22 protein-coding genes and 1 pseudogene are annotated in these 25,067 nt (G+C 56.8%); 8 read left to right on the top strand and 15 right to left on the bottom strand.

From position 1 onward, the window contains the following. Positions 1-32: 32 nt before the first annotated feature. Positions 33-2,231 (top strand): malate synthase G, encoded by a 2,199-nt coding sequence (locus tag FJ145_22095; protein ID MBM4264100.1) that lies wholly within the window; start codon positions 33-35, stop codon positions 2,229-2,231. A 24-nt stretch (positions 2,232-2,255) separates the two neighbouring features. Here FJ145_22095 and FJ145_22090 read toward each other — a convergent pair whose 3' ends face one another. The 6 genes from FJ145_22090 to FJ145_22065 form a co-directional block, all read right to left on the bottom strand. Beyond that, entirely contained in the window at positions 2,256-3,329 is a 1,074-nt protein-coding gene (locus FJ145_22090) for an amidohydrolase (protein ID MBM4264099.1), read from the bottom strand. Between the two features lie 85 nt (positions 3,330-3,414). Beyond that, positions 3,415-4,422 carry an extracellular solute-binding protein gene (locus tag FJ145_22085; protein MBM4264098.1) on the bottom strand — a complete coding sequence of 336 codons (1,008 nt, stop codon included), beginning with the start codon at positions 4,420-4,422 and terminating at the stop codon, positions 3,415-3,417. A 165-nt stretch (positions 4,423-4,587) separates the two neighbouring features. After that, entirely contained in the window at positions 4,588-5,571 is a 984-nt protein-coding gene (locus FJ145_22080; GenBank protein ID MBM4264097.1) for an ABC transporter substrate-binding protein, read from the bottom strand. A gap of 127 nt (positions 5,572-5,698) precedes the next feature. Further along, the gene (locus FJ145_22075) at positions 5,699-6,445 is read right to left on the bottom strand and encodes a class II aldolase/adducin family protein (protein MBM4264096.1); all 747 of its coding nucleotides are present in this window, start codon (positions 6,443-6,445) and stop codon (positions 5,699-5,701) included. A gap of 243 nt (positions 6,446-6,688) precedes the next feature. After that, positions 6,689-7,657: a hypothetical protein gene (locus tag FJ145_22070; protein ID MBM4264095.1), complete on the bottom strand. Its 969-nt coding sequence runs from the start codon at positions 7,655-7,657 to the stop codon at positions 6,689-6,691. A gap of 11 nt (positions 7,658-7,668) precedes the next feature. Beyond that, on the bottom strand, positions 7,669-8,808 hold the full coding sequence (locus FJ145_22065) for an enoyl-CoA hydratase/isomerase family protein (protein ID MBM4264094.1): 1,140 nt from the start codon (positions 8,806-8,808) through the stop codon (positions 7,669-7,671). 247 nt (positions 8,809-9,055) lie between these two features. Here FJ145_22065 and FJ145_22060 point away from each other — a divergent pair, with 247 nt between their 5' ends. Next, on the top strand, positions 9,056-9,280 hold the full coding sequence (locus tag FJ145_22060) for a hypothetical protein (GenBank protein ID MBM4264093.1): 225 nt from the start codon (positions 9,056-9,058) through the stop codon (positions 9,278-9,280). Between the two features lie 174 nt (positions 9,281-9,454). On the opposite strand, the gene FJ145_22055 is transcribed toward FJ145_22060, so the two are convergent. Beyond that, entirely contained in the window at positions 9,455-10,792 is a 1,338-nt protein-coding gene (locus tag FJ145_22055) for a hypothetical protein (protein MBM4264092.1), read from the bottom strand. 65 nt (positions 10,793-10,857) lie between these two features. Here FJ145_22055 and FJ145_22050 point away from each other — a divergent pair, with 65 nt between their 5' ends. The 6 genes from FJ145_22050 to FJ145_22025 all read left to right on the top strand — a co-directional run bounded on the left by FJ145_22050 (position 10,858) and on the right by FJ145_22025 (position 18,545). Further along, positions 10,858-12,198: an NADH:flavin oxidoreductase gene (locus FJ145_22050; GenBank protein MBM4264091.1), complete on the top strand. Its 1,341-nt coding sequence runs from the start codon at positions 10,858-10,860 to the stop codon at positions 12,196-12,198. Positions 12,199-12,687: 489 nt separating this feature from the next. Then, positions 12,688-13,074, top strand: coding sequence for an amidohydrolase (locus FJ145_22045; GenBank protein ID MBM4264090.1), 387 nt, complete (start codon positions 12,688-12,690; stop codon positions 13,072-13,074). 18 nt (positions 13,075-13,092) lie between these two features. Beyond that, positions 13,093-14,322, top strand: a complete 1,230-nt coding sequence (locus FJ145_22040; protein ID MBM4264089.1) for an extracellular solute-binding protein — start codon at positions 13,093-13,095, stop codon at positions 14,320-14,322. A gap of 143 nt (positions 14,323-14,465) precedes the next feature. Next, entirely contained in the window at positions 14,466-15,920 is a 1,455-nt protein-coding gene (locus FJ145_22035) for a UbiD family decarboxylase (protein ID MBM4264088.1), read from the top strand. A gap of 18 nt (positions 15,921-15,938) precedes the next feature. Beyond that, positions 15,939-17,210 carry an extracellular solute-binding protein gene (locus tag FJ145_22030; GenBank protein MBM4264087.1) on the top strand — a complete coding sequence of 424 codons (1,272 nt, stop codon included), beginning with the start codon at positions 15,939-15,941 and terminating at the stop codon, positions 17,208-17,210. A 66-nt stretch (positions 17,211-17,276) separates the two neighbouring features. Further along, positions 17,277-18,545, top strand: coding sequence for a Rieske 2Fe-2S domain-containing protein (locus FJ145_22025; protein ID MBM4264086.1), 1,269 nt, complete (start codon positions 17,277-17,279; stop codon positions 18,543-18,545). 83 nt (positions 18,546-18,628) lie between these two features. Here the strand turns inward: FJ145_22025 and FJ145_22020 are convergent, their stop codons facing one another. The 8 genes and pseudogenes from FJ145_22020 to FJ145_21985 form a co-directional block, all read right to left on the bottom strand. Further along, entirely contained in the window at positions 18,629-18,940 is a 312-nt protein-coding gene (locus FJ145_22020; protein MBM4264085.1) for a hypothetical protein, read from the bottom strand. A gap of 13 nt (positions 18,941-18,953) precedes the next feature. Next, positions 18,954-19,226, bottom strand: coding sequence for a TMEM165/GDT1 family protein (locus tag FJ145_22015; GenBank protein ID MBM4264084.1), 273 nt, complete (start codon positions 19,224-19,226; stop codon positions 18,954-18,956). Positions 19,227-19,232: 6 nt separating this feature from the next. After that, entirely contained in the window at positions 19,233-20,078 is an 846-nt protein-coding gene (locus FJ145_22010) for an extradiol ring-cleavage dioxygenase (protein ID MBM4264083.1), read from the bottom strand. Positions 20,079-20,173: 95 nt separating this feature from the next. Then, a pseudogene (locus tag FJ145_22005) lies at positions 20,174-20,558 on the bottom strand (GxxExxY protein). A gap of 58 nt (positions 20,559-20,616) precedes the next feature. Continuing rightward, positions 20,617-21,651, bottom strand: coding sequence for a zinc-binding dehydrogenase (locus FJ145_22000; GenBank protein MBM4264082.1), 1,035 nt, complete (start codon positions 21,649-21,651; stop codon positions 20,617-20,619). Between the two features lie 109 nt (positions 21,652-21,760). Continuing rightward, on the bottom strand, positions 21,761-22,789 hold the full coding sequence (locus tag FJ145_21995) for an ABC transporter substrate-binding protein (protein ID MBM4264081.1): 1,029 nt from the start codon (positions 22,787-22,789) through the stop codon (positions 21,761-21,763). A gap of 79 nt (positions 22,790-22,868) precedes the next feature. After that, entirely contained in the window at positions 22,869-24,107 is a 1,239-nt protein-coding gene (locus tag FJ145_21990) for an ABC transporter substrate-binding protein (GenBank protein MBM4264080.1), read from the bottom strand. Next, positions 23,896-24,873: a hypothetical protein gene (locus FJ145_21985; GenBank protein MBM4264079.1), complete on the bottom strand. Its 978-nt coding sequence runs from the start codon at positions 24,871-24,873 to the stop codon at positions 23,896-23,898. The genes FJ145_21990 and FJ145_21985 overlap by 212 nt, the downstream gene beginning before the upstream one ends. Positions 24,874-25,067: the final 194 nt, after the last annotated feature.

Below are 25,067 nucleotides of genomic sequence, written 5' to 3'. Positions count from 1 at the left end.
CGCAACAGGTTGGGAGTGCAGGGCATCGGTCCATGGCTCACTACATCGAAACTTCTGGTTTACGCATTGACGCGCGGCTCTACCGTTTGGTGGAGGATGAAATCGCGCTTGGCACGGGTATCGATCCCAATTCATTTTGGGATGCCTTGAGCAAGGTTGTCGCTGACTTGGCGCCGAGAAATCGTGCGCTACTGGATCACCGTGATCGGCTGCAAAGGCGAATTGATGACTGGTGCCGAGCGCAGCGAGGCAAAGCCTTCGACGTGGGTGAGTACAAAGCATTCCTCACCCAAGTCGGCTATCTGGTTTCAGAACGCGAAGATTTTCAAATATGCAGCGCCAATGTGGACCGAGAAATCTCTTCGATCTCAGGGCCGCAACTCGTGGTGCCGCTCGACAACCCGCGCTACGTGCTCAACGCCGCCAACGCCCGCTGGGGCAGTCTTTATGACGCGCTCTACGGCACCGACGTCGTCCCTGAAAGCGACGGTGCTGAAAAAGGCGAAGGCTACAACCCACGGCGCGGTGCCAAGGTGATCGCCTATGCCGAGGCATTTTTAGATGAAGCCGTCGGCCTCGCCGGAGGAAAGTTCTCGGAGGTCGCCGCTTATGAGTTAAAAGATGTCAATGGCACCAAGCGATTAGCCGTGCAGCTCAAGGACGGCCGCGAGGCTGGTTTGGCTGACGGCAGGAAGTTTGTCGGCTACCGGGAAGCCGCAGGGGAGTTATTCGAAGTAATTTTTAGGAACAACGGATTGCATATCAGGGTTATTATCGATCGCGCTCATCCCATCGGCAAGGCGCATGCAGCCGGCGTCAAAGACGTGGTTCTCGAAGCCGCGGTGACGACGATCCAAGACTGCGAAGATTCAGTGGCAGCCGTTGATGCCGGCGATAAAGTCCGCGTCTATCGCAACTGGACCAGCCTCATGAAAGGAACGTTAACCGCCAGCTTTGAAAAGGGTGGGCGGGAAATGCAGCGTTGCTTGAATGCCGATATTAGCTTTACTGCGCCCAACGGTGAGAGCCGAACTCTGCCGGGGCGCAGTCTCATGCTGGTGCGCAATGTTGGCCTGCACATGTATACGGATGCGGTAACGACGATGGCGGGCGAAGAAATTCCCGAGGGCTTTCTCGACGCCATGGTGACTGCGTTGGCAGCGCTGCACGATTTGCGGCGCTCGGGCACGGTGGTCAACAGTCGGAGCGGCAGTGTCTATATTGTCAAACCCAAGCAGCACAGCGCCGAAGAAGTGGCCGCAACGGTGGAATTGTTCGAGCGCGTCGAAGCCGCGCTGGGACTGAAACGCAACACGCTCAAGATCGGCATCATGGACGAAGAGCGCCGTCTGACGGTCAACCTAGAGCAAGCGATCGGCGCGGCCCGCGAACGAGTCGTCTTTATTAACACCGGATTTCTCGATCGCACCGGCGACGAAATTCATACCAGCATGGAGCTCGGGCCGATGGCGCCGAAGACAGCGATCAAGAATTATCCGTGGCTGGGCGCCTACGAAGATCGCAACGTCGACATCGGCATCGCCACCGGCCTGCCAGGCAAAGCGCAGATCGGTAAGGGGATGTGGACCATGCCCGACGAGATGCGCAAGATGATGGATGCCAAGCAAGCCCACCCGGAGGCGGGCGCGAACACGGCCTGGGTGCCGTCGCCGACCGCCGCCACGCTACACGCGCTGCATTACCACCGCGTCGATGTGTGCAAGAAACAAGCGGCGCTGGCGCAGCGGCGTCGCGCCGATCTGGACGCGATCCTGACACCGCCGCTGCTCGATCGCGCACTGAGCAGCGCGGAGATTCAAAGCGAGCTCGATAACAACGCCCAAGGGATTCTGGGATACGTGGTGCGCTGGGTCGATCAAGGCATCGGTTGCTCAAAGGTCCCCGACATCCACGACACTGCGCTGATGGAAGATCGCGCCACTCTGCGCATCTCCAGCCAGCACATCGCCAATTGGCTGCACCATGGCATTGTCAGCCGCGCTCAAGTGATCGAGACTTTCAAGCGCATGGCGGGCATCGTCGACCGGCAAAACTGCGGCGATCAAAATTACCGCAACATGGCGCCGAACTTCGATCAAAGCATCGCCTTCAAAGCTGCTTTGGATCTAGTTTTCACTGGCTGGCAAAGCGCCAACGGCTACACCGAAGCGGTGCTGCACACCTGCCGCCGGCAAATCAAGGCGGCCAGCAGGGGGCGGACTCGAACTTAAAAGCGATTTTTTTCGACCGACCCTTTAGTGCGTTTTCGCTTTCCGTGCCGCGGCGATGTCGCCTTCGCTCAGGCGATAAAACCGCACCGGGTTGTCGCACAGCATTTTGTTGCGAAATTCGTCAGTCAGATCTTTGCGCGCGCGCAACGTCGGTAGATCGCCGCCGAATTGGTCGCGCTCGCGCTCGTGGGGAAAGTCTGAGGCCCACATAATCGTGTCGTCGCGCAATAACTTAATGACGTACGGCGCCGTGCGTTCTTCCACTTCCATCGTGACGAAGATGTTGCCGCTCTCGAAAAAATGGCTGGGCGGATGTTTCAAATGCGGTGCGAGGCGAGCGGCAAACTTTTCATAGTCTTCCTCCATGCGGTCCATCATGAACGGCACCCAACCGGCGCCGGCTTCGAGGTAGGCCATGCGCAGCTTGGGAAATTCTTGAAACACGCCCTGGAACATCATGTTAGTGAATTGCAGGAACAAACCCACTGGATGTTCGAGCATGTGCGCTTCGAGGAAACTTTGCACGCGGTCCAAGCCAAGATTTTGGCTGACGCCGCCGTGGATCGTCAGCGGGATGTCTAATCGTTGTGCTTCGTCGTAGATGACGTGAAATTCCGGTGAGCCGTAGAGCGGCACGCGGTTGTTCGTGACCGATGGTAAAAGCCCGGCACAGAAGCCCAGGTCTTTGACGCAGCGGCGCAGTTCCGCTGCTGCCGCCTGCGGATCTTGCGGCGCGAGGAGGGCGACGCCTTTGAGCCGCGGCGACTGGCTAGTGAATCGGTGATAGAGCCAATCGTTGTAACCCTGGGCGAGCGCCGACGCCCAGGCGGGCAGGGCGATCATTCCCAGTGCCAACGCCGAAGTTGGATAGAGCACTGCCATGTCGACGCCGTTCTCGTCCTGAAATTTGATCCAGCGCTCGGCGTCGGGATCTTCCCGCTTCCCTTTGCGTGACAAGCCGCGCTGCCAACCGTCGGCGTCGAACATCGGCCAGGTCGTATGCCAGTTCATTTCGCCAAAGTTACCTTTGATGTGAGAGAAGATGTCCTTGTGGTCTTCCATGATGTGGCCGTCGGCGTCGATAACGAACTTTGCCATTGTCTGGGTCTCCTTGGTCGGTGTGAAATAACAAAAGAAACTCTTGTCCTTCGTGCCTCGTGGTGAGTCCTGATGTCTTGTTTTGCTACTGCAAAAAGATCTTTTGGTAATCTTTCTTTTTTACTTCGTAGTCCTCTTTGGTGAACTGGTACATCTGGACAAATTTGATTTTCTCCGCGTCGGGCAGCGCAGGGTAGATGCCTCTGCGGTTGACGAACTCGCCGGTATAGGCCTGGATTTTCATGCTCTCTTCGTCGAGAAAAAAATCGATGAACGCCTTGCCCGCGCTGGGCCGCGGCGCTTTGGCGGCTAGGCTGATATATTGGCCGTCGCCGAGCATGCGGTAGTCGCGCACATAGTCTAAACTCGCCCCCTGTTTATTGTACGTTAGCACGAAGCGCACGAAGGTGATGCCGATGGGCACCTCGCCGGTGCCGACTTTGTCGGCCGCGGGGACGATGGACTCGGCAAATTGCGGTTTGGCGGCGGCGAGATCGCGGATGAATTTTTCAGCCCGCTCCTTGGGCATGATTTTGTCCAAGCTGCCAAGCCACTGGGTCGTCAGCGTGTGGTTGACCGGGTGGGGCATGACGAGCTTGCCGCGATACTCTGGCTTAACCACGTCCTCCAAAGTTTTCGGCGCCTCGGCCGCTTTGACGCCGGCTTTATTGAAAATCACGCCATAGAGCACGTTGCGATAGCGCGCGCCGAGTACCGGATCGATGGCGTCCTTGGCGAAGCCTTTGAGCGCTGGCGATTCGTATTTCGCGAAGGCTCCTTCTTTCGCCATCACATGCATGTGATCGCCGGTGGTGGCGACCACGTCAAAGATGGGCTTGCCGACGCGGTGTTCGGCGAGCACACGGTCCATGACCTCTGTTGAACCGCCGCGCCAATATTCCATCTGCAGGCCGGTTTTCTTCTCGAAGGCGGCCTTGAGCGCATCGGCGGTGAAGGTTTCCATGGACGTGTAAACGATCACCTTGCCGCCGTCTTTCTTGGCGGCGGCGACGGTTTGCGCCGATTGGCCGAAAACCGCCGACCCTTGGGCGAATACCAAACAGCCAATTGCGAGAGCAAAGAATGTTCGCATGAGTTGCCTCCGGGCATAACGTCTATGCGACAGGCTTTATCTCGCGTGACTTGAGCAGTCAAGGAGAAAGGGATCTTTTCACCACGAAGACGCGAAGGGCACGAAGTTCGGAAAAAAAGAAGTTTTGGGCGCGCGTGAGCACATGAATCACTTCGTGGTGAGTTCTTATTTCCCCGCCAGCCGTTTGAAGAAGCCCTCGCGCTCGAGCTCGTCGAGGGTGCTTTCATCGAGATACTTACTGATGGTCATGTCGACTTTGCTGGACGGCGTACGTTGAGCGATGATCTCCAGCGTGTTGCGCAGGCCTTCGTGGGAGACGCGGGTGGGGAAGGCAAAGCTCTTGGCGAAATACTGGTAGGTCTCTTCGATCGCTTTCGGGTTTTTGAAACGGAGCCACTTCGACAGCACGGCCAAGCCGCGCTCTTTGTTGTTCATGAACTGGTAGACACCTTCGGCATGGGCCTGTTGAAAGCGTTTTACAGTCTCGCGATTTTTTTCGACGAAAGAACGGCGCGCCACCATGACGTTCATCGGGAATGAAGTGCCTTTGACTTCATTCATTTTGGCGAGCTCGTGCATGCCCAACCGTAGCGCTTCATTAATATCAGGGTAGGAGAGCATGGTGCCGTCGATGGCTTTGGTGGAAATGCCGATGATGCGCGAAGCGGAATCGCCGGCGGGAAAAATTGTCACCGCGGTGCGCGGGATGTTCCATGCTTTGAGCATGAGGAACGTCGCGGTTTCGGTGGCACCGCCGACGGCGAGGATGCCGATTTTTTTGCCAACCAAATCTTCCTGTCGGCGAATCTCTTTTGTCGTTACGAAGCTGTATGGAAAGCTATTCAGCGAGCCCGATATGATTACCAGTTCGGCGCCGTTATTGATCGCGTTGAGCGCTGTCGCGGCGTCAACCTGGCCGAATTGTATGCTGTTGGCGAGCAGCGCTTGGAGCTGGCGCACCGAGCCGGAGATAAAAACCAGATCGCCGTTGAAGCCGTATTTGTTGAACAATCCTAAATCTTTGGGCGCCCAGACCGGCGCTTGGAAGCCGGCGAAGCCGGCGTAGGCGACCAGGTTGGTTTCCTGGGCGCGGACAATAATAGGGAGTGCGAAAATCAGGAACGCGACGGCGAAGAATCTTTTGAACATGTGTTCCCCTCATTTTGTGGTCACAAAAAGAAGGGCGCGATGAATCGCGCCCATACGTCGGATACGTCTACTTGGCGTTGAATGCATTCTCAACCCGAAACGCGAAACCCGGAACTCGAAACGATTCTCATAATCCGCCGCGATTCCAGGTCTCTCCCTTCCTGACTTTGGCGGCGTAGTATTTCCACTCCGCCGAATGGGACATGGGCTTGCCACGGGGGAGAAGTTTCTCTTTGCTGCCGGCCAAAGTGTCGATGAAATCCGCCGGAACCGCGCGGAAGCCGAAGGAGTTGGCGGTGGTCATGATTTTCGCCGTACGCTCCATGTAGACCGCGTTGAAGCAGGCTTCGTCGATCGATGTCCCAACGGTGACGATGCCGTGGCCTTTGATCATCATGCCCTTGGCATCGCCCAAGGTGCGCGCCAGATCGGCGCCCTCGTCCTCGTCTAGAATATAGATCGGCCGCGGGTAGATCGGCACCCCGGTGCCGAAACGTCCCGATTGCATGTGCACACAGGAAACCGGTTTGTCGGCAAGACTCATGGCAACGCAGGTGGAGGCGTGGCAATGCACCGCGGCCTTGACGTCGGGGCGCGCTTTGAAGATTTCCGTGTAGATAACGGCTTCGCGGGGCGGCGTACCGACCCCGGCAAGCTTCCTGATATTATAGTCGAAGTGGACGACCCAAGGCTTTTTGTCTTCATCGGCGGGGCGAAACATTTGCACCGCGATGCCTTTGTTGTCGGGGAGGCGCACGCCGACGTGGCCCCAGATGTCGCCGATCTCCCATTCGAGAATCTTGCAGGCGATGGCGAGCTCTTGTTCGGCGACTTTGACTTGAGCGCGGCTGGTTTTGGGGTTGTTGGTTTTCATCTTGGGCTCAGTGAATGATTTGGGAAACGGCCTTCTTGCGCGCCCAGTAGGACATCTAAGAGCGCCGGGATCCGGTAGCGGCGCATCAAGTTGCCGGCCGGCGTGCCGGCGTTGGTTTGGGTGATTAGTTCGTTGTCTTCGCGCGATAACATGGACTACTCCTGGTTCAGCCTAATCGGTCGGATCCGACGGATTGGTCGGATCGAAAATTTCTCATTTTCAGCTTTCCGCGTTTCAGCTGTTTCAGGTCTCCAGGGTTCCTGCTGCAAACATCTCGGCATACGACATCGCCTTACGAACCATTCCTTGCTCGACGTTGTATCTTACAAACGCGTCAATCGTGCTCTTGTTGGCGTTGATGCCGTACTTCCAGGGGTCGCCCCACTTTGCCAGTTGTTCTTTTAGCTGCTCGCGCAGGTATACCACGGAGAAACCGCCGCGGTCGCTTAGACTATCGTCGTAAGCGAGCGCCTTGGCTTTCTCAAAGGCGGCGCAGAATTTCGCCGCCAATTCTGGCCGCTCGCGGTCGAGCTCGCGGCTCATGACGATCATATGCACCGGCGTGAAAATGCCGGTGTCGTTGTAGAGGTCGAGATCTTCCTCCACGTAGTCGGGAAACAGCCGCTTGATCTTGGGATTGTTCTCTAAATTCTCGAACATCTTGGTGTCGGAGATGTCGGTGATCAGCGCGTCCAGCTCGCCGGCAATCAGCCGCTGTGACATATTCTTGCTCTCGTCGACGTAGTCGATCTTCACTTTGTCGTCATGCACGGGAAAAACTTCTTTGGCTTGCAGCACCCATTGGACTTGCGAGAAATCGACGCCGTAGCGTTCTTTCAAGAGTCCGCGCGCCCAAACCGTCAGCGCGGTGCGATAAGTGCGCGAGCCGATCTTTTTGCCGGCGAGATCTTTCGGCGCGCGGATGCCCGAGTCGACGTGGCAAAAAACTAGCTGATAAACCGGCTTGCGCTTGGAGAAGACCGGCAGGCCGATGATTTCCCAGCCCGCCTCGATGGCCGGCAGAAAATAGCCAATGTTCAAATCCATCAGGCCGAAATCGCCGGCCTTGAGCTTGGGGTCTTCCTTGTTGATCATCGATGACGACTTAACCGGTTTTAGCGTGACCCCGTCGATGGGCACTCGCCCTTCGAGCAGCGGCATCGTGATGTCGTAGCGCATCACGGGGAACTCGACTTCGATGGGTTGGCTCATGGCACTCCCGTTCAAACTTGCCGGCTGAATTTTGCCGCCAGCAAATCCGGCTGGCCGTGCTGCTTGGAAAACACCCTGGCGATCTCGTTGTCGTCCACTGCGGCTAGCGTCGGCGGGTTCCATTGCGGCTTTTGATCTTTGTCGATCAATCTCGCGCGCACGCCCTCGCGAAAGTCGGACTTGGCGCAGAAGTTAAGCGACATGTCCCACTCGCGCAGGAAGACTTCTCTTAATGAAAGATTCTTGCCGCCGCGCACTTGCTCGAAGATGGCTTTGGCAGACGTTGGCGAGCCGCTGAGGTATCCGTGAATGGCGTTTTTCATCCAAACATCGTCACCTTGCCAATGGCGCAGGGCGCTATCGACGGCATCCATCGTCGGGTGCAGCGTGAGTTGTTTGATCTGCGCGTGGCGTTCGATCACGTCGGATGGGCCGGCTTGGGCAGCGGTCTTCACCAGATAGTCGCGCAGCATTTTCTTGTTGGCGGCGCCATCACTGGTCCACGGGAGCGCTTCTAAGCCGGCTAACGCTTGCTGCTTGCCGTCGGCGTGCATCAAGAAATCAGCCATGCCGATGGCCACCGCGTCGGCGCCGCCGAAGCGTGCGGCGGTGAGGCCAAGAAACAGACCGGTGCCATCCGGCATGTGGTTTAAAAATGCCGTGCCGCCGACGTCCGGATAAAGGCCGATGCCGATCTCCGGCATTGCTAGCATGGTGCGCTCGGTGACCACGCGGCAGGACGCGCCGTTCATAATGCCGATGCCGCCGCCCATCGTAATGCCGTCAGCCCAGCAAAGAATCGGTTTAGGATAAGTGTGGATCAAGTAATCGACGAAATATTCGGCGGTGAAGTAGTCGACGCCGATCTGGATGCCGGGGCCGGTTTGCAGCCCGAGCACCAGTGCCTTGACATCGCCGCCGGCGCAGAAGGCTTTCTCCGAGTCGGCGTGCAAGATAAGGCAAGCCATCTCATCGCGCGCTCGCCAATCGAGCAGCTGGCGTTCCATGGCCGCAAACATGGCGAGGTTGAGCGCGTTGAGCGCGCGCGGATTGTCGAGGGTGATGATGCCGATTGACGACTTTCCCGCTCGCCGCTCGGTAAACTGTATGCCCACGTTTTGCTGCTGCAATGGCTCACTCATAGCGCGCATTAGACACTAGCTTTTGCCTGGAAACAACGGCTCGATTCGGAGCCGAAAAGAGGGAGGCTGAACGTACAAATCTGTGAGGGGGCGTCAAATTTTCCGCGTAGGGGCGCGCCAATGGGGTTTTGCTCACTTTCGGGTTGCCGGACGTATCCCTTGTAATAACAGCTACTTGCGCATTCTGCGCGCCGTTGGCACTGCCGTTGCTAGCTATTCGGAAACGAGTAGTTAATTCTCGACAGAGAGGGACAAAATGGAAGCAGAAGTATCCACCAATTTAGAGATGCCGACCAATTTTCAGGTCAGCGACATTCACTTTGACAACGAGATTTTTGCAGCGGCAGTCTGTCATCGGTGCGGCACCAAAATTTACCCGGCTCATTCGCTCGAAGCACATCTGGATCGTCATCAACTGAAGGACTTGTACCTAGAAGGCGAGTTGAAAAGACTGCAATACGCAATGGGTAGAATGCGTTAACGTTTCCGACCGTGTTTCCCCAGCGCAAGCCGGGCTTACCTCCTCTGTCCAGCTTGCGACTTCCCGTGGGTGTCCCTTCCCCGGGGGACACCCCCTCCCCTCAAGCTCGCGGCACCGGACTTCCGTCAAAAGATTAACTAGCGCGTCAATCGCTCGGCGCCGCCCTGTCAAGCGTCACATCGTCGTCTGGCCGGTTTGAATCTGGTGAAAGCAGTGGCGCCAGATGGCACGAAAGTGTTGGTAAAACTCGTCGCGGGAGAAGCGGTTGTCGTGATTGATGTCGAAGAGGCGCACGTAGCCGGTAACTTCTTTTTCGGGTAGACCCCATTCGATCAAGAGCATGCGAATCTCAAACGCCTCCAGGTAGCCGCTGCGATCGATGTCGACCTGATCGAAGACAAAATCGGCTTGCTCGCGCTCCGAGTATTTCTTGCCCGGTTGGAGCGGTTGGGTCAGGCGATCCTGGATCGACTCGATGCGCCAGAGTTTCTTGTAGCAGGTGTTAAAGTCGATGCGCCCGTTGTCGCAGTACTGACGTAAGAAAGCTTGCACCGAGTCGATGGGCATGTCCCAGTCGGCAAGGATGCTCTTGATTTCTTCGCCGCTGAGGACGCCATCGTGGTCTGTGTCGAGCTGGTCGAAAATCTTTCTGACGTAGGTCTCTTCGCACGGGTCAACGCGCGTCGGATCTGCCACGCCCGCGGCGTAAAGCCGCTTCGACATCCAGAGCGATTTGGCTCCGGGATCGATCACCGTCGCGCGGCCGTATTCGCGCGCAAGATTGCGGTATTGTTCTGAGCTGGGGCGAAACAGCCAACGTGCCAGCACTGTGAATAACAAAACGAAACCTATATGCAGCAGCGGGCCGATGGGACCCATGATCGCCGGGTAGGTCACGAAGGGAGCGAGCGTGATCGCCGCGGTGTAGAGTGAATCGCGAAACAAGCCAAGATGGCGCAGCGCGACGAAAAACACTCGGCACCACACATAGGTGTTGAGCGCGAGGTATGTGTTCATCAGCCAATAGGTTGAGCTCGGACTTTGGAGCAGATGAAACGCGCAGTAGGCATGCAGCGCCGTGACGAAAATATAGCTCGGTGTCATCACTGCTTTGGAACCGAAGACGATCGGCGTCTGGTAAATAGCGGTCGGCGTGTGCAACAACAACGCGGCCAACGCGGCAATCAACCCGAGCACATGGCTGCCGGTGGCGTAGGCAGCGATGGCGGCGACCAGCTCTACGCTGCCACCGATGAGGTGCAACACCAGCGAGAGACGCCGTCGCGGCAGCATCAAGAATTTCGGATGGGCGGGACGGGTGTAGTGGTAGAAAACGACGAAAAAATTAAAAAAGGTTGAAAGCAGCGCAACCAACAAAACCTGGGTGCTGGGCGAGTAGTCAGGAACCGGAACCGTTGTCCAGACAAAGGCCGCAATCAGGTAGGCGGTCAGGCAGGCGACGAAAACGATCGACTTGGCGGCTCCGGCTTTTTTCATCCATTCGAAAATCATCGACGGATTGTAAGTTCAACGACTTCTGGTATCAAGAAGCATAGACCCAGCCGTAGGGCGGCCGAATGATTTTCCAACCTTTCACGATCAAGAACGTCACGTTCAAAAATCGTATCTTACGTTCCTCCATTGGCGGTCGCACCAGCTACTATGATGGCACGGTGAACCCGGCATGGAAGCGTTTCGAGACCCGTTTCGCTGAAGGCGGTGTCGGCGGCATTATTTCTGCAACCGTTACGGTCGATGACAAACGCTGGTCGCCGTTGGAGTATCCCAAGCTTTCGCACGACCGTTTTATCAAGCCGATCGGCGAAGTCGTGCGCGCTGTGCAGGCGCTCGACTGCCGCTATATCCTGCAATTGGGCGATGCCGGTTACCATACGCAGACGAGCCTGTTTCCGCAGGCGGAAGATTGCCAGTCCGCATCGAGCGGCTTTGATTTTCTTTTCGGCTACGGCAATCGCAGTATCGCCATGACGACCGAAGAGATCGAACGGACGGTGCGGAACTTTGCCGATGCGGCGCGGCGCGTGCGCGAGGCCGGCTGCGACGGCGTCGAGATCACCGCGTCCAAAGGCTACATCATTCACCAGTTCTTGAATCCAGCGACCAATCGCCGCACCGATAGATATGGTGGTTCGGTGGCCAGGCGATTTCAGTTTTTGCGGGAGATCGTGCACGCCGTGCGGCGCACGGTGGGCAACGATTTTCTCTTCGGTGTGCGTTTGTCGGCGCTGGACTACAACTATTTGCCGGTGAATATCCGGCTGCCGGTGGTTTGGCCGCTGCGTGACTACTGGATGGGCAACACCCTCGACGAGACGCTTTACTACGGTGAAGAGTTGGCGCAGCTTGGCGTCGACTACTTGCACATCAGCAACGGTTTCGGGTTCATCAATCCCAAAGAAAGCCCTGGAGGTTGGCCCATCGACGAGATGCGCCACTATGTCAACTCGACGCGGCACTTGAGCACCAAGGCAAATCTCCGCGCGATCATGGCGAATGTTCTGCCGCGCTGGTTGTTGCAACGGATCTTCAGCATCGGTTGGGACTACGTGCCGGCTGTGAACGCCGAGCATGCGCGGATCTTTAAGCACACGCTCAAATTGCCGGTGATCGGCAATGGCGGCTTTCAAGACAAGGCAACCATCGAGCATGCACTGGCCAATGGCCAGTGCGATCTCGTCGCGATGGCGCGCCCGCTGCTCGCCAACCCAAATCTGCTGCGGCTCTTTGAACAGAATTTCGACAAGCCCGAGCGACCCTGCACTCACTGCAACCGCTGCTCTATTGCCACCGCCGTCCATCCGCTGGGCTGCTACGATGCTTCGCGTTTCTCCTCACAAGATGAGATGGAAGCACAGATTCTTTGGTGGACCGGCGGGCCAAACACAGAGTGCGATTGATGGCAGCCGGAGCAAAGCCGGCGAACCTATCGACCCATACGAACTTCCATCCGTGCGCGAGCGGTGGCGCCGGTTGACAAGCGCAGCTCGGGTTCTTTATGTAGAAGCAGTCTCTTATCGAAAGGAAATGTTTGGGCGACCTGGGGCTCCGGCAAGCCGGTGATTGCGATCGGGACGGAAATGGACGCGCTGCCGGAAGGCTCGCAAACGCCCGGGTCGATTCCGCGCAAGCCGCTCGTTGACGGCGCGCCGGGTCACATGGAAGGGCACAACTTGATGGCGGCTGCCGCTGTCGGCGCGGCTCTAGCGGCAGCACTTTGGCCGACAGGCCCACTTCTTTTTGGATCATCGACTTCTGCAGATCCTTGGCAAACTTCTGTTCGTCATCGGTCCACTTCGGCATGCCGACAACGTCGATGTTTTTTGCCCCAGCGCCGGAATACGGTGCCTGGGAGCTTGAACTGCTCCATCGCTTTTTTCACCGCGTGAGTGGCGGGCCGGCAGAACTCTTCGTCCAACGACATCGGCGACATCACCTGGGTGGTGCCCTCTGCGACGGTGCGCTTCCCCTCAGTGGTGCCAGGCATCCAGGCGCATCATTGGTCGGCGGGCGTCACGCCTGCCATGTCCATCGGCCACAAAGACGCGGTTGTCGGCGCGAAAGTGATCGCCGCGTCGGTGCTCGATTTGCTGACGTCTAGCGAGCTGTTGGCCTCCGCCAAAAAACAGTTCGAACAGGATACCGGCGACACGAAATATTTTTCACTGCTGCCAGAAGATGCCAAAGCGCCGGTCAACCTTTACAAGGACATCACGGACAAGTATCGCGCCGCGATGACCAAGTTTTATTTAAACAAGCAGGCGGTGTTTAAATAGGCGCGAGGCTCGAGTAGGATGCGAAGTATGTTGCATGGAGTTTTATCTGTCGCCCCTTTGAAAAAGGGGGGAAGGGGGGATTTCCCCCTGTGCGCAGAGTTCAAATCCCCCTCAATCCCCCTTTTTCAAAGGGGGAAGCGGATCGCGGTGGTTTGCCTGATCATTGTTTCTGCCCTTTGTGGCGGACATTCGTCGGCCCAGACGCAATCCAACTGGCAGCAGGAATGGGACAAAACCATCGCTGCGGCTAAGAAAGAAGGCAAAGTCGTCGTTGGCTTGCCGCCGAGCGCAGAACTGAGAAGAGAACTAGAGCCGGCGTTTAAGAATCGCTTCGGCTTCGAGATGGAAATCTTCCAGGCAACCGGGCCGCAGATCGCTAATCGTATCGTGACGGAAGCGAAGGCTGGGGTGCGCTACTTCGATTCTTTTATCTTCGGCTCGTGCACAGGTGTGCCGCTGATCAAGTCGGGCCACTTCGATCCGATCGAGCCTTACATGATTCTACCCGAGGTGAAGGACGCGAAGAATTGGTGGGGCGGGCATGTGTGGATGGACAATGTGACGAATTCGAAATTGTTCTACTCGTTCATCGCGACGAAAAGCACGGAGGGCTATTGGATCAACACGACCCTGGCGAAGCCGGAGGAGTTCCGTTCACTGGAAGACCTTTTGAATCCCAAATGGAAGGGCAAGATTGGTTTGAGTGATCCGCGCGTGGCAGGGTCAGGTTTATCTGTTTGGTCTTATCTCTGGGAGAGCAAAGGTGAAGAGTTTTTGAAGAAGCTCGTGGCGCAGGAGTTGTTCGTCACTCAGAACTTGCGCCAGCTCGCTGAGTCGCTCGCGAAAGGAAAGCTCGCCATTACACTTGGCATTGGCTTGGCGCAAGTCGAACCGTTCGTGAAATCGGGTTTGCCCCTGAAAGATTTGCCTGATCCCGTGGAAGGCAACCCGTCGAGCAATGGCTATGGCACGCTCGCCATTGTTAAGAATCCGCCCCACCCAAACGCGACAAAAGTTTTCGTCAATTGGCTGCTCAGCAAAGAAGGTCAGGAAATCTATAGCCGAGTGCTCTTGCACGGCACGCGGCGTTTAGACGTCGACACCAAATGGATGGCCAAACAGGGGGTCGAGGCCTCGAAGGACTATCTGAGCGTCGCGGATAATGAGCGGAAACGGAATTATCTCGAAGACAAGTGTGTCGACGTGCGGATGAAAGCGCAGAAATTTGCGGCGAGTGTTTTGCAATAATGTGCTATTGCCTCCTTCCCCCGCCTCGGGGAAAGGTTGGGATGGGGGCCGTCAATGCAACGCCGCCACGTTGCCCCCAACTTAGTCCTCCGCCAAGGCGGGGGTGGAGATAAGAATTAGCCCCATGAAGTAGGACCACTGCCATGGAAACTCTTCCCTACCCCGACTTTCGCAGCTTCATCGAAGAAGCCAAGAAAGTCGCTGAATGGCGCCTGATCGAAAACGCCGACTGGGGCAACGAGATCGGCGCGCTGATCGAGGCGACCGCGGAACTCGACGAGCGCCCGATGCTGATCTTTGACAAGATCAAAGATTATCCCGCGGGGTTCAGATTGGTCAGCCTTGCCTTCGCCAACTACAAGCGTACGGCGCTGGCCTTCGGGATCCCTCCAGACAAGACCAAGCTTGAAGTGGTGCGTTTGTTGGCGCGCAAAATGAAATCGGGCAAAGCCATCGCGCCCAAAGAAATCAAGTCCGCGCCGCTGATGGAAAACGTCATGCAAGGTGACAAGGTTAACCTTCTAAAATTCCCAGCCCCGCATTTCCACCACGGCGACGGCGGGCGCTACATCGGCACCGGCGATTGCGTGATCAACGCCGATCCCGACAGTGGATTTATCAATGCCGGCACCTACCGGATTCAACTGCACAGCAAAAATCTTCTCGGGCTTTGGATGAGCCCGGGTCAAGATGGGCGGCTGATTTGCGCCAAGTATTGGTCCCAGGGCAAGAGCTGCCCTGTCGTTGTCACGTTTAGCACCGATCCGATGTTGTTCACGCTGGCGCACACGAAAGTTCCCTTCGGCAAATCCGAGCTGGAACTTGCTGGCGGGCTCATAGGCAGGCCGCTGGAATATGTTCGCGGGCCGCTGACGGGCTTACCGATTCCCGCTGGCGCGGAGATCGCGCTTGAAGGCGAAATCCCGCCGCCGAGCGAACAGGCGGCGGCAGAAGGGCCCTTTGGCGAGTGGCCTGGCTACTACTCCGGCGGTACCATCGGTACAGGCGAAGCGCAGCCTGTGATCCGCGTTCAAGCGATTTATCACCGCAACGATCCGATCCTTGAAGAGGAGGCGCCGCTGTGGACCGGCGCGATGAAGATCGACGGCAATCCGACGGCGGGGATACTTTGGGATCAGTTGGAAGCCGCCGGCGTTCAAAACGTCGTCGGTGTCTACAATCATTCACCTTACATGACCGTGGTTGCCATCGAACAGAAATATGCCGGCCATGCCAAGCAAGCGGGCCTGTCGGCGGTGAGCTGCGCTGCCGCGGCACGCAACGGCCGCTACGTCGTCATCGTCGACGAAGACATCGACGTCACCAACATGAAAGAAGTGCTCTGGGCGATGATGACCCGGGTCGATCCCAAGACCAATATCGATCTGATCGACGGCGCCTGGAGCACGCCGCTCGACCCGCGCATGCCGCCAAGCAAACGCGAGTCGAAGGATCACACCAACAGCCGGGCGATCGTTTATGCGGTGCGGCCATTTGAGTGGAAAGATAGGTTTCCGAAGGTCAGCCGCTCTAGCCGCGAGCTGCGCGAGCAAGTGATCAAGAAATTTCGCGGCGTGATTCCGTTTCCGGGAGTTTAACCGGTCCATACAAAGAAAATGGTTTTGAAGTTTATACAGAACTTCCGATTCGATTCCCTCGCCCCCTGGGAGAGGGTAAGGGTGAGGGCTGTTCGAAGCGGAAAATTCACAGCCAAAGCGTGCCCTCACCTCAGTCCTCTCCCAGAGGGAGAGGAAGTAAGAAAGTCGGTCGGATCGGATAACCGAAGGAACAAGGTTTTTGTTGTCGTGCTCGCGCTCAGCTTTGTTTTCTTTACACAGCTCACGCTCGCCGCCCAGTCTCCCACCGAATGGGAACAAACTCTCGCCGCCGCACGAAAAGAAGGCATCGTGGTCGTCGGCATTCCCGCCAGCACCGAGCTGCGCACGCTGATCGGCGAAAAGTTCAAAAACAAATTTGGCATCTCGATCGAGCTGCTTGCCGCGCGCGGACCTGAAAACGTCACGCGCATTTTGACCGAGTACAGTGCCGGCGTGCGCTACTACGACGTGCTTGTCGCCGGCGGCGCGACGCCACTGCCAATGATAGCGGCGGGTGCGGCAGAGGATTTCACGCAGTATATGATTCTCCCGGAAGTGAAAGATCCCAAATACTGGTGGGGCGGCCATATCTGGGAAGATAACGTCAGTACCGAACGCTATAGTTATGCCTTCCTCTGCTACACCAGTGAAACCTGGTGGTATAACTCAAGCCAAGCGGACATGAACGAGGCCCGCACCTACGACGATTTGCTCAATCCCAAATGGAAAGGGCGCATCGGTTTGCTCGATCCGCGCAACCCTGGCTCGGGACAGAATACTTGGTCATTTATCTGGAAGGTCAAGGGCGAAGAATATCTCGCCAAGCTGGCGCAGCAGGATTTGCTGATCAATCAAAACCTCAGGCAGCTTGCCGACGGGTTGGCAAAGGGCAAGCTCGCGTTCACGCTGGGCTTGAGCCACTATACCTATGTGCCGTTTATCAAAGCGGGCCTGCCGGTGAAGCCGGTGTCGCGCATTAAAGAAGGCGCACATGCCAACAATGGCAGCGGCGTCGTAACGGTGGTGAAAAATCCGCCCCATCCCAATGCGGCAAAAATTTTCGTCAATTGGTTATTGAGCAAAGAAGGGCAAGAGCTTTACGGCAAGGCCATGACCCAAGGCACGCGCCGCCTCGACGTTAACACAACTTGGTTGAAAGAGGCCGGCATCCAGGGATGCAAGGACGTGATGACCGTCGATGATTATCTCCGTTTGGAAACGCATCTCGAATCGTCGGTGAAAAAAATCAGAGGCCCCGCCGTCGCTCTGGCCAACAAATTATTAAAGTAGTTCGTAGGGCGGGTTTAAAACCTGCCCGCGCATGGGCTAGCTCCAGACCGAGCACAGAGGCACATTATGATCAGTGACGAAGAGAACCAACTGCTAACCCAAACCAACCGCGGCAAACCGGCGGGCCAGCTTTTACGCCGCTATTGGCAGCCGGTGGCTTTGTCAGAGGAATTGCCGCCGGGCGGCGCGCCGATTCCCGTGCGGATCATGGGTGACGAGCTGGCGTTGTTCCGCGATGACAGGGGCAGGATCGGCTTGCTCGGCATTCATTGCGCGCACCGCGGCACCGACTTGAGCTACGGCCGCGTCGAAGACGGCGGGTTGCGCTGCCTCTATCACGGCTGGCTCTACGACATTCACGGCCGCTGTTTGGAACAACCTGGCGAACCTGGCGGCGGCTCCAATCGCGACGCGATCAAACACCTTGCTTATCCTTGCCAGGAAAAGGGCGGAGTCATTTTTACTTACATGGGCCCTGGCGATCCGCCGCTGCTGCCGAACTATGAATTTATCAACCAGCCTGCAGGCCATGCTTGCGTCTACAAGATTTATCACGAGTGCAACTACTTGCAGTCGAATGAAGGCAATATCGATCCGGTGCATCTGTCGTTTTTGCACCGGTTCCTGGAACATAAAGATGAGCCTTACACTGGCGTACGCGGCGCCAATGAATCTCACTACAATTTGATTGGTCGAAGCCTGCTGCCGAAACTCGACGTTGAAATCACCGACTTCGGTGTGCGGATTTATTCTGTCCGTGACATGGGCGAGAACAAGAGCTATCTGCGCGTGTCCAATTTCGTCATGCCCAATCTAAGCACTTTCCCTGGGCAAACCGGCGGGCATGGCTACGGTGTCAACTGGCATGTGCCCATCGATGACACGCACCACTGGAAATTTTGCTTCTTCTTCAATCGCGAAGCGCCGTTATCGCAAGTCGTTATCGACCGCGCCCGCGCTGAGATCGACGAACACTATCGCCCCGTGCGCAACGAGGGCAACAAATTCATGCAGAACCGCGAGCAGATGAAGACGCAGACCTACACTGGCATGGGCAACGGCTTTCAAACCCACGATGTCTTTGCAACGGGCAGCCAAGGGGTGGTGCAAGACCGCACCCAGGAAAATGTCGTGTCGTCGGATATCGCGATTATCGCTGCGCGCAAGCTGATGGAAAAGGGCATCAAAGATATTCAAGAAGGCCGCGAACCGCCGCACGTCATTCGCAACGTGGAACAGAACCGACTCGGGCACTTGCTGGTGATTTCGGATTTGGTCGAGAACGTCGGCGATTGTAAAGAATACACGAGGCAACAGGCTGGGGGACGGCAATAGGCAAGAGGCAGTAGGCAATAGTAAGAACCCGGATTCGGAACTTCCAAACTATTGCCTATTGCCCAGTGCCTATTGCCTGCTTGTTAGGTTTTAAAATCCGGATATCCCGCCTTGGCCGCCTTGGCTTTGTAGTCGGCGACGAGCTCCGGCCTCGGGATTTGATGCACCCAGACGGCTTCAGTGAAGCTCCAGAGCGTGAACGGATGCGCGCCTAGGGCATAGAGCTTGCCGTAGTCTTTGGTCGCCAACGCTTCGCGCTCATCGTCTGTCAATTTTAGTTTCTGGGTTTTCTCCCACTCTTCAACAAACGCGCGTGGGTTGGCGCAATATTTTTCTTCGGCTTTCTCGTCCATGTTGACAAGGTGGATCAGTTTGTTCATCAGGTATTTGCTCATGGGGGCTCCTTGGCTAGGCTTTGAACAGCGTCCAGATGCCAATCGCGATAAATCCTATACCGGCTACATATTGCAATGTCTTCTCGCTGACATATTGCGAAACAACCGAGCCCGCTGCGACGCCGATGGCGGAGGTCAAAATCAGTGCGGCGGCGGCGCCGAGAAAGACGGTTAGCTTGCTGATGTCTTTGTCAGAGGCGAACAGCATGGTTGCCAGCTGGGTCTTGTCGCCGAGCTCGGCGATGAAGACCGAGGTAAAGACAGTTGTCAGTACTTTGAAATCCATACCCACCTACTTGGGATTCTCATAGCTAAAAAACGGTATCGCCGGCCAGCCGGCGTCGAGGCCTTCGGCATAGGAGGGCTTTGTGCTGTTGGCGAGGCCCATCATCATGATGAAATTGAGATAACCGGTGGTCATATTGCCGTACTGGATCACTTTATCTGGAGCGCAAGCATCCGCCGCCGCGTCAATGTTGCCGTTGACGATCCAACCCACGGCGTTGGCGTCGAAATTTGGATCAGTAAATTTTGGCTCGAACATTTTCGGGCCGCCGATTTCCAATGACAGATGGCCGCTCACCAGCACGCCGATTCTCTTGTTGGTCGGCAGGCTGTCGATGGCGGCGCGCAGCGCTTTGCCGACTTCATAGTAGCGCCGCGGGCGCGGCATCGGCGGCGCGATGCAGTTGGTGAGGATCGGCACGATGGGAATGTCCATCTCAGGACGAACAAACATCATTGGGACCACAATGGAATGGTCGATGGTGAGCTCGTTGGAATAGGAAAAGTCGACGCCGCGGTCGAAGGCGCCTTCCATGATCGCGTCGGAGGTGTCCAGATCGCCAATGAGCTTACACTTCGGTATGCCAAACTCGCGCTCTTCGTCGTGGAACGTGCCGTCGTATTGATCCATCTTGCCGATCATGAAGGCCGGCATGTTGTCCATGAAAAACTGATGCAGATGATCGTTGCCAATGCAGACCAGCACGTCGACTTTGGCCTCGGCAAGCTTTTGCCGCATCATCGCGATGCGCTCTTTGACCTTGGCCGCGCCAGGCGGCTGCTGCGGCTGTTGGAAGAGCCGCGGCATGAACGGATTGTGCGTAATGCCGATGATCGAAACGATCTGGGCCATGGGTTACCTCCGCTGTGGCGTTACAGATTTTGTAGCACGCGGGATTTGTGCGTGTAAATGGATGGAAGAGATTGCCTCGCGCAAAGGCGCAAAGGTTAGGATTCATCGAGGCCGTTGACGATTCGCGTAATACCGTGCTTCATCAACGACTCGCCGAAGTTTAGCAACAATCCGAGCTTGAAGCCGTTAGTTTGACGTATGTTTGCAATTGCTTCTTGTGTGCCGGATTGACCTTTTCAATGGACTTGAGTTCCAGGATGACTTTGTTTTCAACCACCATGTCTGCTCTAAACGCTGCGTCAAACTGCAATCCAGGTACTGGATGTGGACAGGCGCTTGCCGCTCCGCGTCAAGGCGTCGCTCTTTTAGCTCACGGGTTAAAACGACTTCGTAGACGCTTTCTAGAAGGCCAGGGCCAAGTTCGCGATGAATCGCGATTGCGCAGCCGATGACAACCTTACTGATCTCGTTCTCAGTCATCAAAATTCTTCTCTTTGCGTCCTTTGCGCCTCTGCGCGAGGCAAAATGAGAATCTCCCTCACGGTTCGAGCACAATTTTCCCGATCACCTGATTCGCTTCGACAAGCCGATGTGCTTCAGAGGCTTCGCGAAGTGGCATTGTCTGGTAGGGAATAGCCCTTATCTTTTCGCTGCGCGCCGCTTCTAACGCCTTCTCGACATCGGGCGGATTGGTTCCTGCCGCGCCGTGGATGCTTTGGCGGCGCAGGTACATGCGTTTGACGTCGAGGGTCACGTTGCCGCCGCCGTGGGCGCCGGCGGTGACCATGCGGGCGCCGATCGCCATGCTGTTGAAGGCGCCGGGCCAGAGCGTTGGGTCGGCGATGTTTTCGCAGACGATGTCGACACCGTCGCCATCGGTGATCTTCATCACCTCGGCGGCGAGATCCTGCGTACGATAATTGATGCCGTAGTCGGCGCCGTTTTGCTTGGCTAGCTCAACGCGCCCGTCCGCTCCAGCGCCAGCGATCACTTTGGCGCCGAACATCTTCGCCACTTGCACGCAGCAGGTCCCTAGCGCCCCGGTGGCGCCCATGACTAAAACCCATTCGCCGGGTCTGACCTGAGTCTTCCTCGTGAGCAGGTTGAATGCCATTGGGTAATGGCGTGTGATCACCGTGCCTTCGGCGTAGGACAAATTATCAGCGATGTGAAAAGCGTTGTATTCCGGTACGGCGACGTACTCGGCGTAGCCGCCCCAGCGGTGCAGGCCGATATGTTGGCTGGCGAGGCAATTGGCTTCGAGCCCGCGGGCGCATTGCTTGCACTTACCGCAGCGGATGATCGAAATCGTCGCGGCGCGGTCGCCGACTTTAAATTTATTCACGCCGCTGCCGACCGCGACGACTTCGCCAGCCGGATCGACGCCCAGCACATGCGGCATTTGAATCTTCACCGGATATTCGCCAGCGCGCACGGCGCAGTCGAGGGTGCGGTTGACCGAGACGGAGTGGACTTTGATGACGATCTCGCCGGGAGCGGCTTTAGGTTCGGGGACGTTTTCGAGTTTAAGAACGTCGGGGTCGCCGTGTTGGCGTAAAACGATAGCTTTCATTCGAGGTTTTCGGAATCGGAAAATGTCTCGCGCAGAGGCGCAGGGGGCGCAGAGTTCGGAAAACTTATTTCCTCAGCGCGCTCTGCGCCTCTGCGCGAGATAATCCGAGCTATTTTATTCCCAGCTCCTTTTTGGCGTCTTCGGCGATGGTGTAGTCGATGTAGTGGCCGAGCGGCGGGACTTTTTTGCCTTCGTATTTGCCGCCTTTGACTCTCAGCTCCATGGTTTTGTCCATGCCCTGTTTACTGGTGGTGCCGTCGAGGGGCCAGGGTTTGAATTCCTCGACCAGATATTTGTAATCGTTCTCAGCGCCTTCGCGGTTGCCTTTGAGATACTTGATGTGAATGGCCAGCGCCTCTTCTCGATTCTTTGGATCATAGAGCCAGCGCGCCGCTTCGATCATTGCCTTGGTGAATTTCACCAACTCGGCGCGGTTGTTTTTGACGTAGTCGTCGTGGGCAAACGAGACGACGAAATCGATGGGGCCAAGCACGTCGTGAAATTGCACCAGCCGGCGAAAACCATCTTTTTGAGAGCGGAAGGTGAACGGCGGCGCCATGATGGTCGCCGCAACCGAGCCGCCTTTGAGCGCGGCGTAGCGGTCCGGCGAGGTGCCGACGACGAGCACCTGGTAGTCTTTGCGCGTCAGGCCGAAGGCTTTTTCCAAAACTTCTTCGAGCATCGCTGTCGTGCCGCCCGAGAGGGCGCTTACCCCGAGAGTCTTGCCGCGCAGCTCTTGGCCGGTTTTGATATCGGCGCGGGCGTAGAGGTCGTAGGGAATTTTATTCATGTCGCCGGCGATGATTTTGGTTTTGGCGCCCCGGTCGACCGCTTCCATGACGAAATCCGGCGCGATGCGGCCCACGGGCAGCGTGTTGCTGATCACGGCGCGGGTGGTGTTGGCCGCGCCTTGGATGATGATGTCTTCAAGAAAAATTCCGTGTTTCTGATAGAGCCGCTTCTCTTTGGCGATGAACCACGGCCAGTCGGTGGAGGTGCGCCCAGTGACCGCGTAGCGCACGGTGGCCAGGTTGGCTTCACCGGCGGAGAGAAGATTCGGATGGTTAACCGCAAAGAACGCAAAGAGCGCAAAGGCGCGCGCCGCGCGCGCAGTCAAACTAGTTTGATTGCTCCTCATCAGAAGTCTCCTTGTTCTTGTTGAGGTTGCGTCGTGGCTTTTTTGAATGACCCGAAACGCGAAACCCGGAACTCAAAACTTATCTGAGCCCCTTCACCGCTTCCTCGGCGATCGACAGATCGACATAGTTCGTGTAGGGCGGCACTTTGCCGGGCTCGTACTTGTTGGCTTTGACGCGCAGCTCCATGGTTTTCGCGATCGCTTGTTTATTGATCGCGCCGTCTGTTGGCCACGGTTTGAACTCCTCGACCATGTATTTGTAGTCGGCCTCGGCACCTTCGCGGTTCGATTTCAGCGCTTGCATGTGCAGCGCCAGGGCGTCTTCTTTGTTGCGCGGATCGTAGAGCCAGCGCGTGCCTTCGATGATGGCGCGGACAAACCGTACGGCGTCGCCGCGGTTGGCCTTTAGAAAGTCTTCGTGGGCGAAGGTGCCGACGAATTGAATGGGCCCGAGGTAGTCGTGAAAGTTGGTCAGCTTGGTAAAGCCATCTTTGATCGCGCGGATGTTAAATGGCGGCCCCATGAAGGAGGCGTGCACCGAGCCGCCCTTGAGCGCGGCGTAGCGCTCTGGCGATGTGCCGACGACGAGCAGCTTGTAGTCTTTTTCAGAAAGGTTGAACGCTTTTTGCGCCACCTCGGTGAGCATGAACGTCGTGCCGCCAGTGAGGGAGTCGACGCCGATCACTTTGCCTTTCAGCTCTGCGCCGGTTTTGATTTCGCTGCGCGCCATAAAATCGTAGGGCAGCTTTTGCAGATCGCCGGAGATGACTTTGGCCTTGGCGCCTTTTTCGGCGGCTTCGATGATCCGGTCCGGATTAATCCGGCCCAACGGCACAGTGCCGCTAATGACGGCGCGGACAGTGTTCGGCCCTCCGGGAATGATGATCTCCTCTAGGAAAAGCCCGTGTTTGTGGAAAAACTTCTTCTCTTTCGCTGCCTGCACCGGCCAGTCGGCGGCGGTGCGGCCGCTGACGGCGTAGCGAATGGTGGTCAGGCCGGCTTCGCCGGCGTAGAGTGGAGTCGGAGGAGTGGCCGCAAAAGACGCAAAAAACGCAAAAGTAATAGTCAAAATAATTAATCTCACTTCGTACTCCTGTGACCTAAACTTAGCGAGCGATGCTCTTGAAGAAGCCGCTTTTTTCCATTTCGTTGTAAAAAGTCGCGTCGATGAATTCTTCCGGTTTCGCTTCGCGGGCTTTGGGATCCTTTTCGCCGATTTGCGCCAGGATGGTTTCGACGGCTTTGTAGGGCAGGCGCGGCGGGCGTTCGATGAACGTGGTCGCAAACGCGTAGCCGGACTCCAAGCCTTCACGGTCATCGGTCTTGGTGTATTTGCCGATGACTTTCATGGTGAACTCTTTGTCGCGATAGAGCCGCTCGACGCCTTCGCTGTAGGCCATCATGAAGCGGCGCACCGTTTGCGGATCTTTCTTGATGAACGAGCGCGTCGAGACGATGCTGACCGTTGGGTAGTCGAGGCCAACTTTTTTGAAATCCGTTAGCAGGCTAAATCCCGCCTTCGCAGCGCGGTAGTTGGACGGCGATGACAACACGCCGCCTTGCACGCTGCCGCCGATCATGGCGGCGACGATCTGCGGCTGCCCACCCATTTGCAAGACTTTGATATCTCGTTCGGGCTCCATGCCCCATTTCTTGATCAAATAGCGGATTGAGAAATCCGTGGACGAACCGTAGGTGGTGATGCCGATGGCTTTGCCTTTGAGATCTTCAGGGCGTTTGATCGACGGATGAACGTAAACGTAGAACGACGGCACGTTGACCAAGCCGCCGATGATGACGATATCACCGCCCGCTAACGTCGCGTTGACCACGGTGCCGCCGGCCAGAGCGACGGGAAACTCACCGGCGATGACCGCTTGGGCGACCTTGGTGCCGCTGGCGACGTAAACCGGATCGACGTAGAGGCCATGCTTTTCAAACAGGCCAGCCTCTTTGGTGACGAAGAACGAAGATTGTGTCGCGCTGACCGCGCTGTAGGCGACGGCGATGCGCTTGGTTTGGGCCGTCGCGTCTACCGATGAAAGGCACAGAAATAGTAAGCCGATAACAACGAGCTTTAGCATTCCCACACTCCTAACACAGACCAAGAGTCGGAGTTTCTTAGCATACTCATCGAGGCCAAGCCATACACGTTGGCATCGTCCATAACTCCGCTCTAAGGTTCCGCACCGACGGTCAACGGCACATACGTAGACGCGGATGCTGGGCGGCAGTTTGGGGCGGTATAATCGAGCGGGTGACCCGGCGACTGGTCAGC

Source organism: Deltaproteobacteria bacterium, from assembly GCA_016874755.1.
Classification (GTDB): Bacteria; Desulfobacterota; Binatia; order UBA9968; family UBA9968; genus DP-20.
This window is presented reverse-complemented; position numbering and strand designations above follow the sequence as displayed.

Bases quoted from the DNA above. Each gene is read 5' to 3' on its own strand.
- FJ145_21995 (MBM4264081.1), bottom strand. From the start codon at position 22,789: ATGAGGAGCAATCAAACTAGTTTGACTGCGCGCGCGGCGCGCGCCTTT.
- FJ145_22075 (MBM4264096.1), bottom strand. From the start codon at position 6,445: ATGAAAACCAACAACCCCAAAACCAGCCGCGCTCAAGTCAAAGTCGCC.
- FJ145_22090 (MBM4264099.1), bottom strand. From the start codon at position 3,329: ATGGCAAAGTTCGTTATCGACGCCGACGGCCACATCATGGAAGACCAC.
- FJ145_22025 (MBM4264086.1), top strand. From the start codon at position 17,277: ATGATCAGTGACGAAGAGAACCAACTGCTAACCCAAACCAACCGCGGC.
- FJ145_22015 (MBM4264084.1), bottom strand. From the start codon at position 19,226: ATGGATTTCAAAGTACTGACAACTGTCTTTACCTCGGTCTTCATCGCC.
- FJ145_22065 (MBM4264094.1), bottom strand. From the start codon at position 8,808: ATGCGCGCTATGAGTGAGCCATTGCAGCAGCAAAACGTGGGCATACAG.
- FJ145_22020 (MBM4264085.1), bottom strand. From the start codon at position 18,940: ATGAGCAAATACCTGATGAACAAACTGATCCACCTTGTCAACATGGAC.
- FJ145_22060 (MBM4264093.1), top strand. From the start codon at position 9,056: ATGGAAGCAGAAGTATCCACCAATTTAGAGATGCCGACCAATTTTCAG.
- FJ145_22000 (MBM4264082.1), bottom strand. From the start codon at position 21,651: ATGAAAGCTATCGTTTTACGCCAACACGGCGACCCCGACGTTCTTAAA.
- FJ145_22030 (MBM4264087.1), top strand. From the start codon at position 15,939: ATGGTTTTGAAGTTTATACAGAACTTCCGATTCGATTCCCTCGCCCCC.
- FJ145_22035 (MBM4264088.1), top strand. From the start codon at position 14,466: ATGGAAACTCTTCCCTACCCCGACTTTCGCAGCTTCATCGAAGAAGCC.
- FJ145_22010 (MBM4264083.1), bottom strand. From the start codon at position 20,078: ATGGCCCAGATCGTTTCGATCATCGGCATTACGCACAATCCGTTCATG.
- FJ145_21990 (MBM4264080.1), bottom strand. From the start codon at position 24,107: ATGACCGTGAAGGCTTGGAGTCCGGCTACGCGTTTGCGACCACGTTCA.
- FJ145_22080 (MBM4264097.1), bottom strand. From the start codon at position 5,571: ATGTTCAAAAGATTCTTCGCCGTCGCGTTCCTGATTTTCGCACTCCCT.
- FJ145_22055 (MBM4264092.1), bottom strand. From the start codon at position 10,792: ATGATTTTCGAATGGATGAAAAAAGCCGGAGCCGCCAAGTCGATCGTT.
- FJ145_21985 (MBM4264079.1), bottom strand. From the start codon at position 24,873: ATGCTAAAGCTCGTTGTTATCGGCTTACTATTTCTGTGCCTTTCATCG.
- FJ145_22070 (MBM4264095.1), bottom strand. From the start codon at position 7,657: ATGAGCCAACCCATCGAAGTCGAGTTCCCCGTGATGCGCTACGACATC.
- FJ145_22050 (MBM4264091.1), top strand. From the start codon at position 10,858: ATGATTTTCCAACCTTTCACGATCAAGAACGTCACGTTCAAAAATCGT.
- FJ145_22040 (MBM4264089.1), top strand. From the start codon at position 13,093: ATGCGAAGTATGTTGCATGGAGTTTTATCTGTCGCCCCTTTGAAAAAG.
- FJ145_22095 (MBM4264100.1), top strand. From the start codon at position 33: ATGGCTCACTACATCGAAACTTCTGGTTTACGCATTGACGCGCGGCTC.
- FJ145_22085 (MBM4264098.1), bottom strand. From the start codon at position 4,422: ATGCGAACATTCTTTGCTCTCGCAATTGGCTGTTTGGTATTCGCCCAA.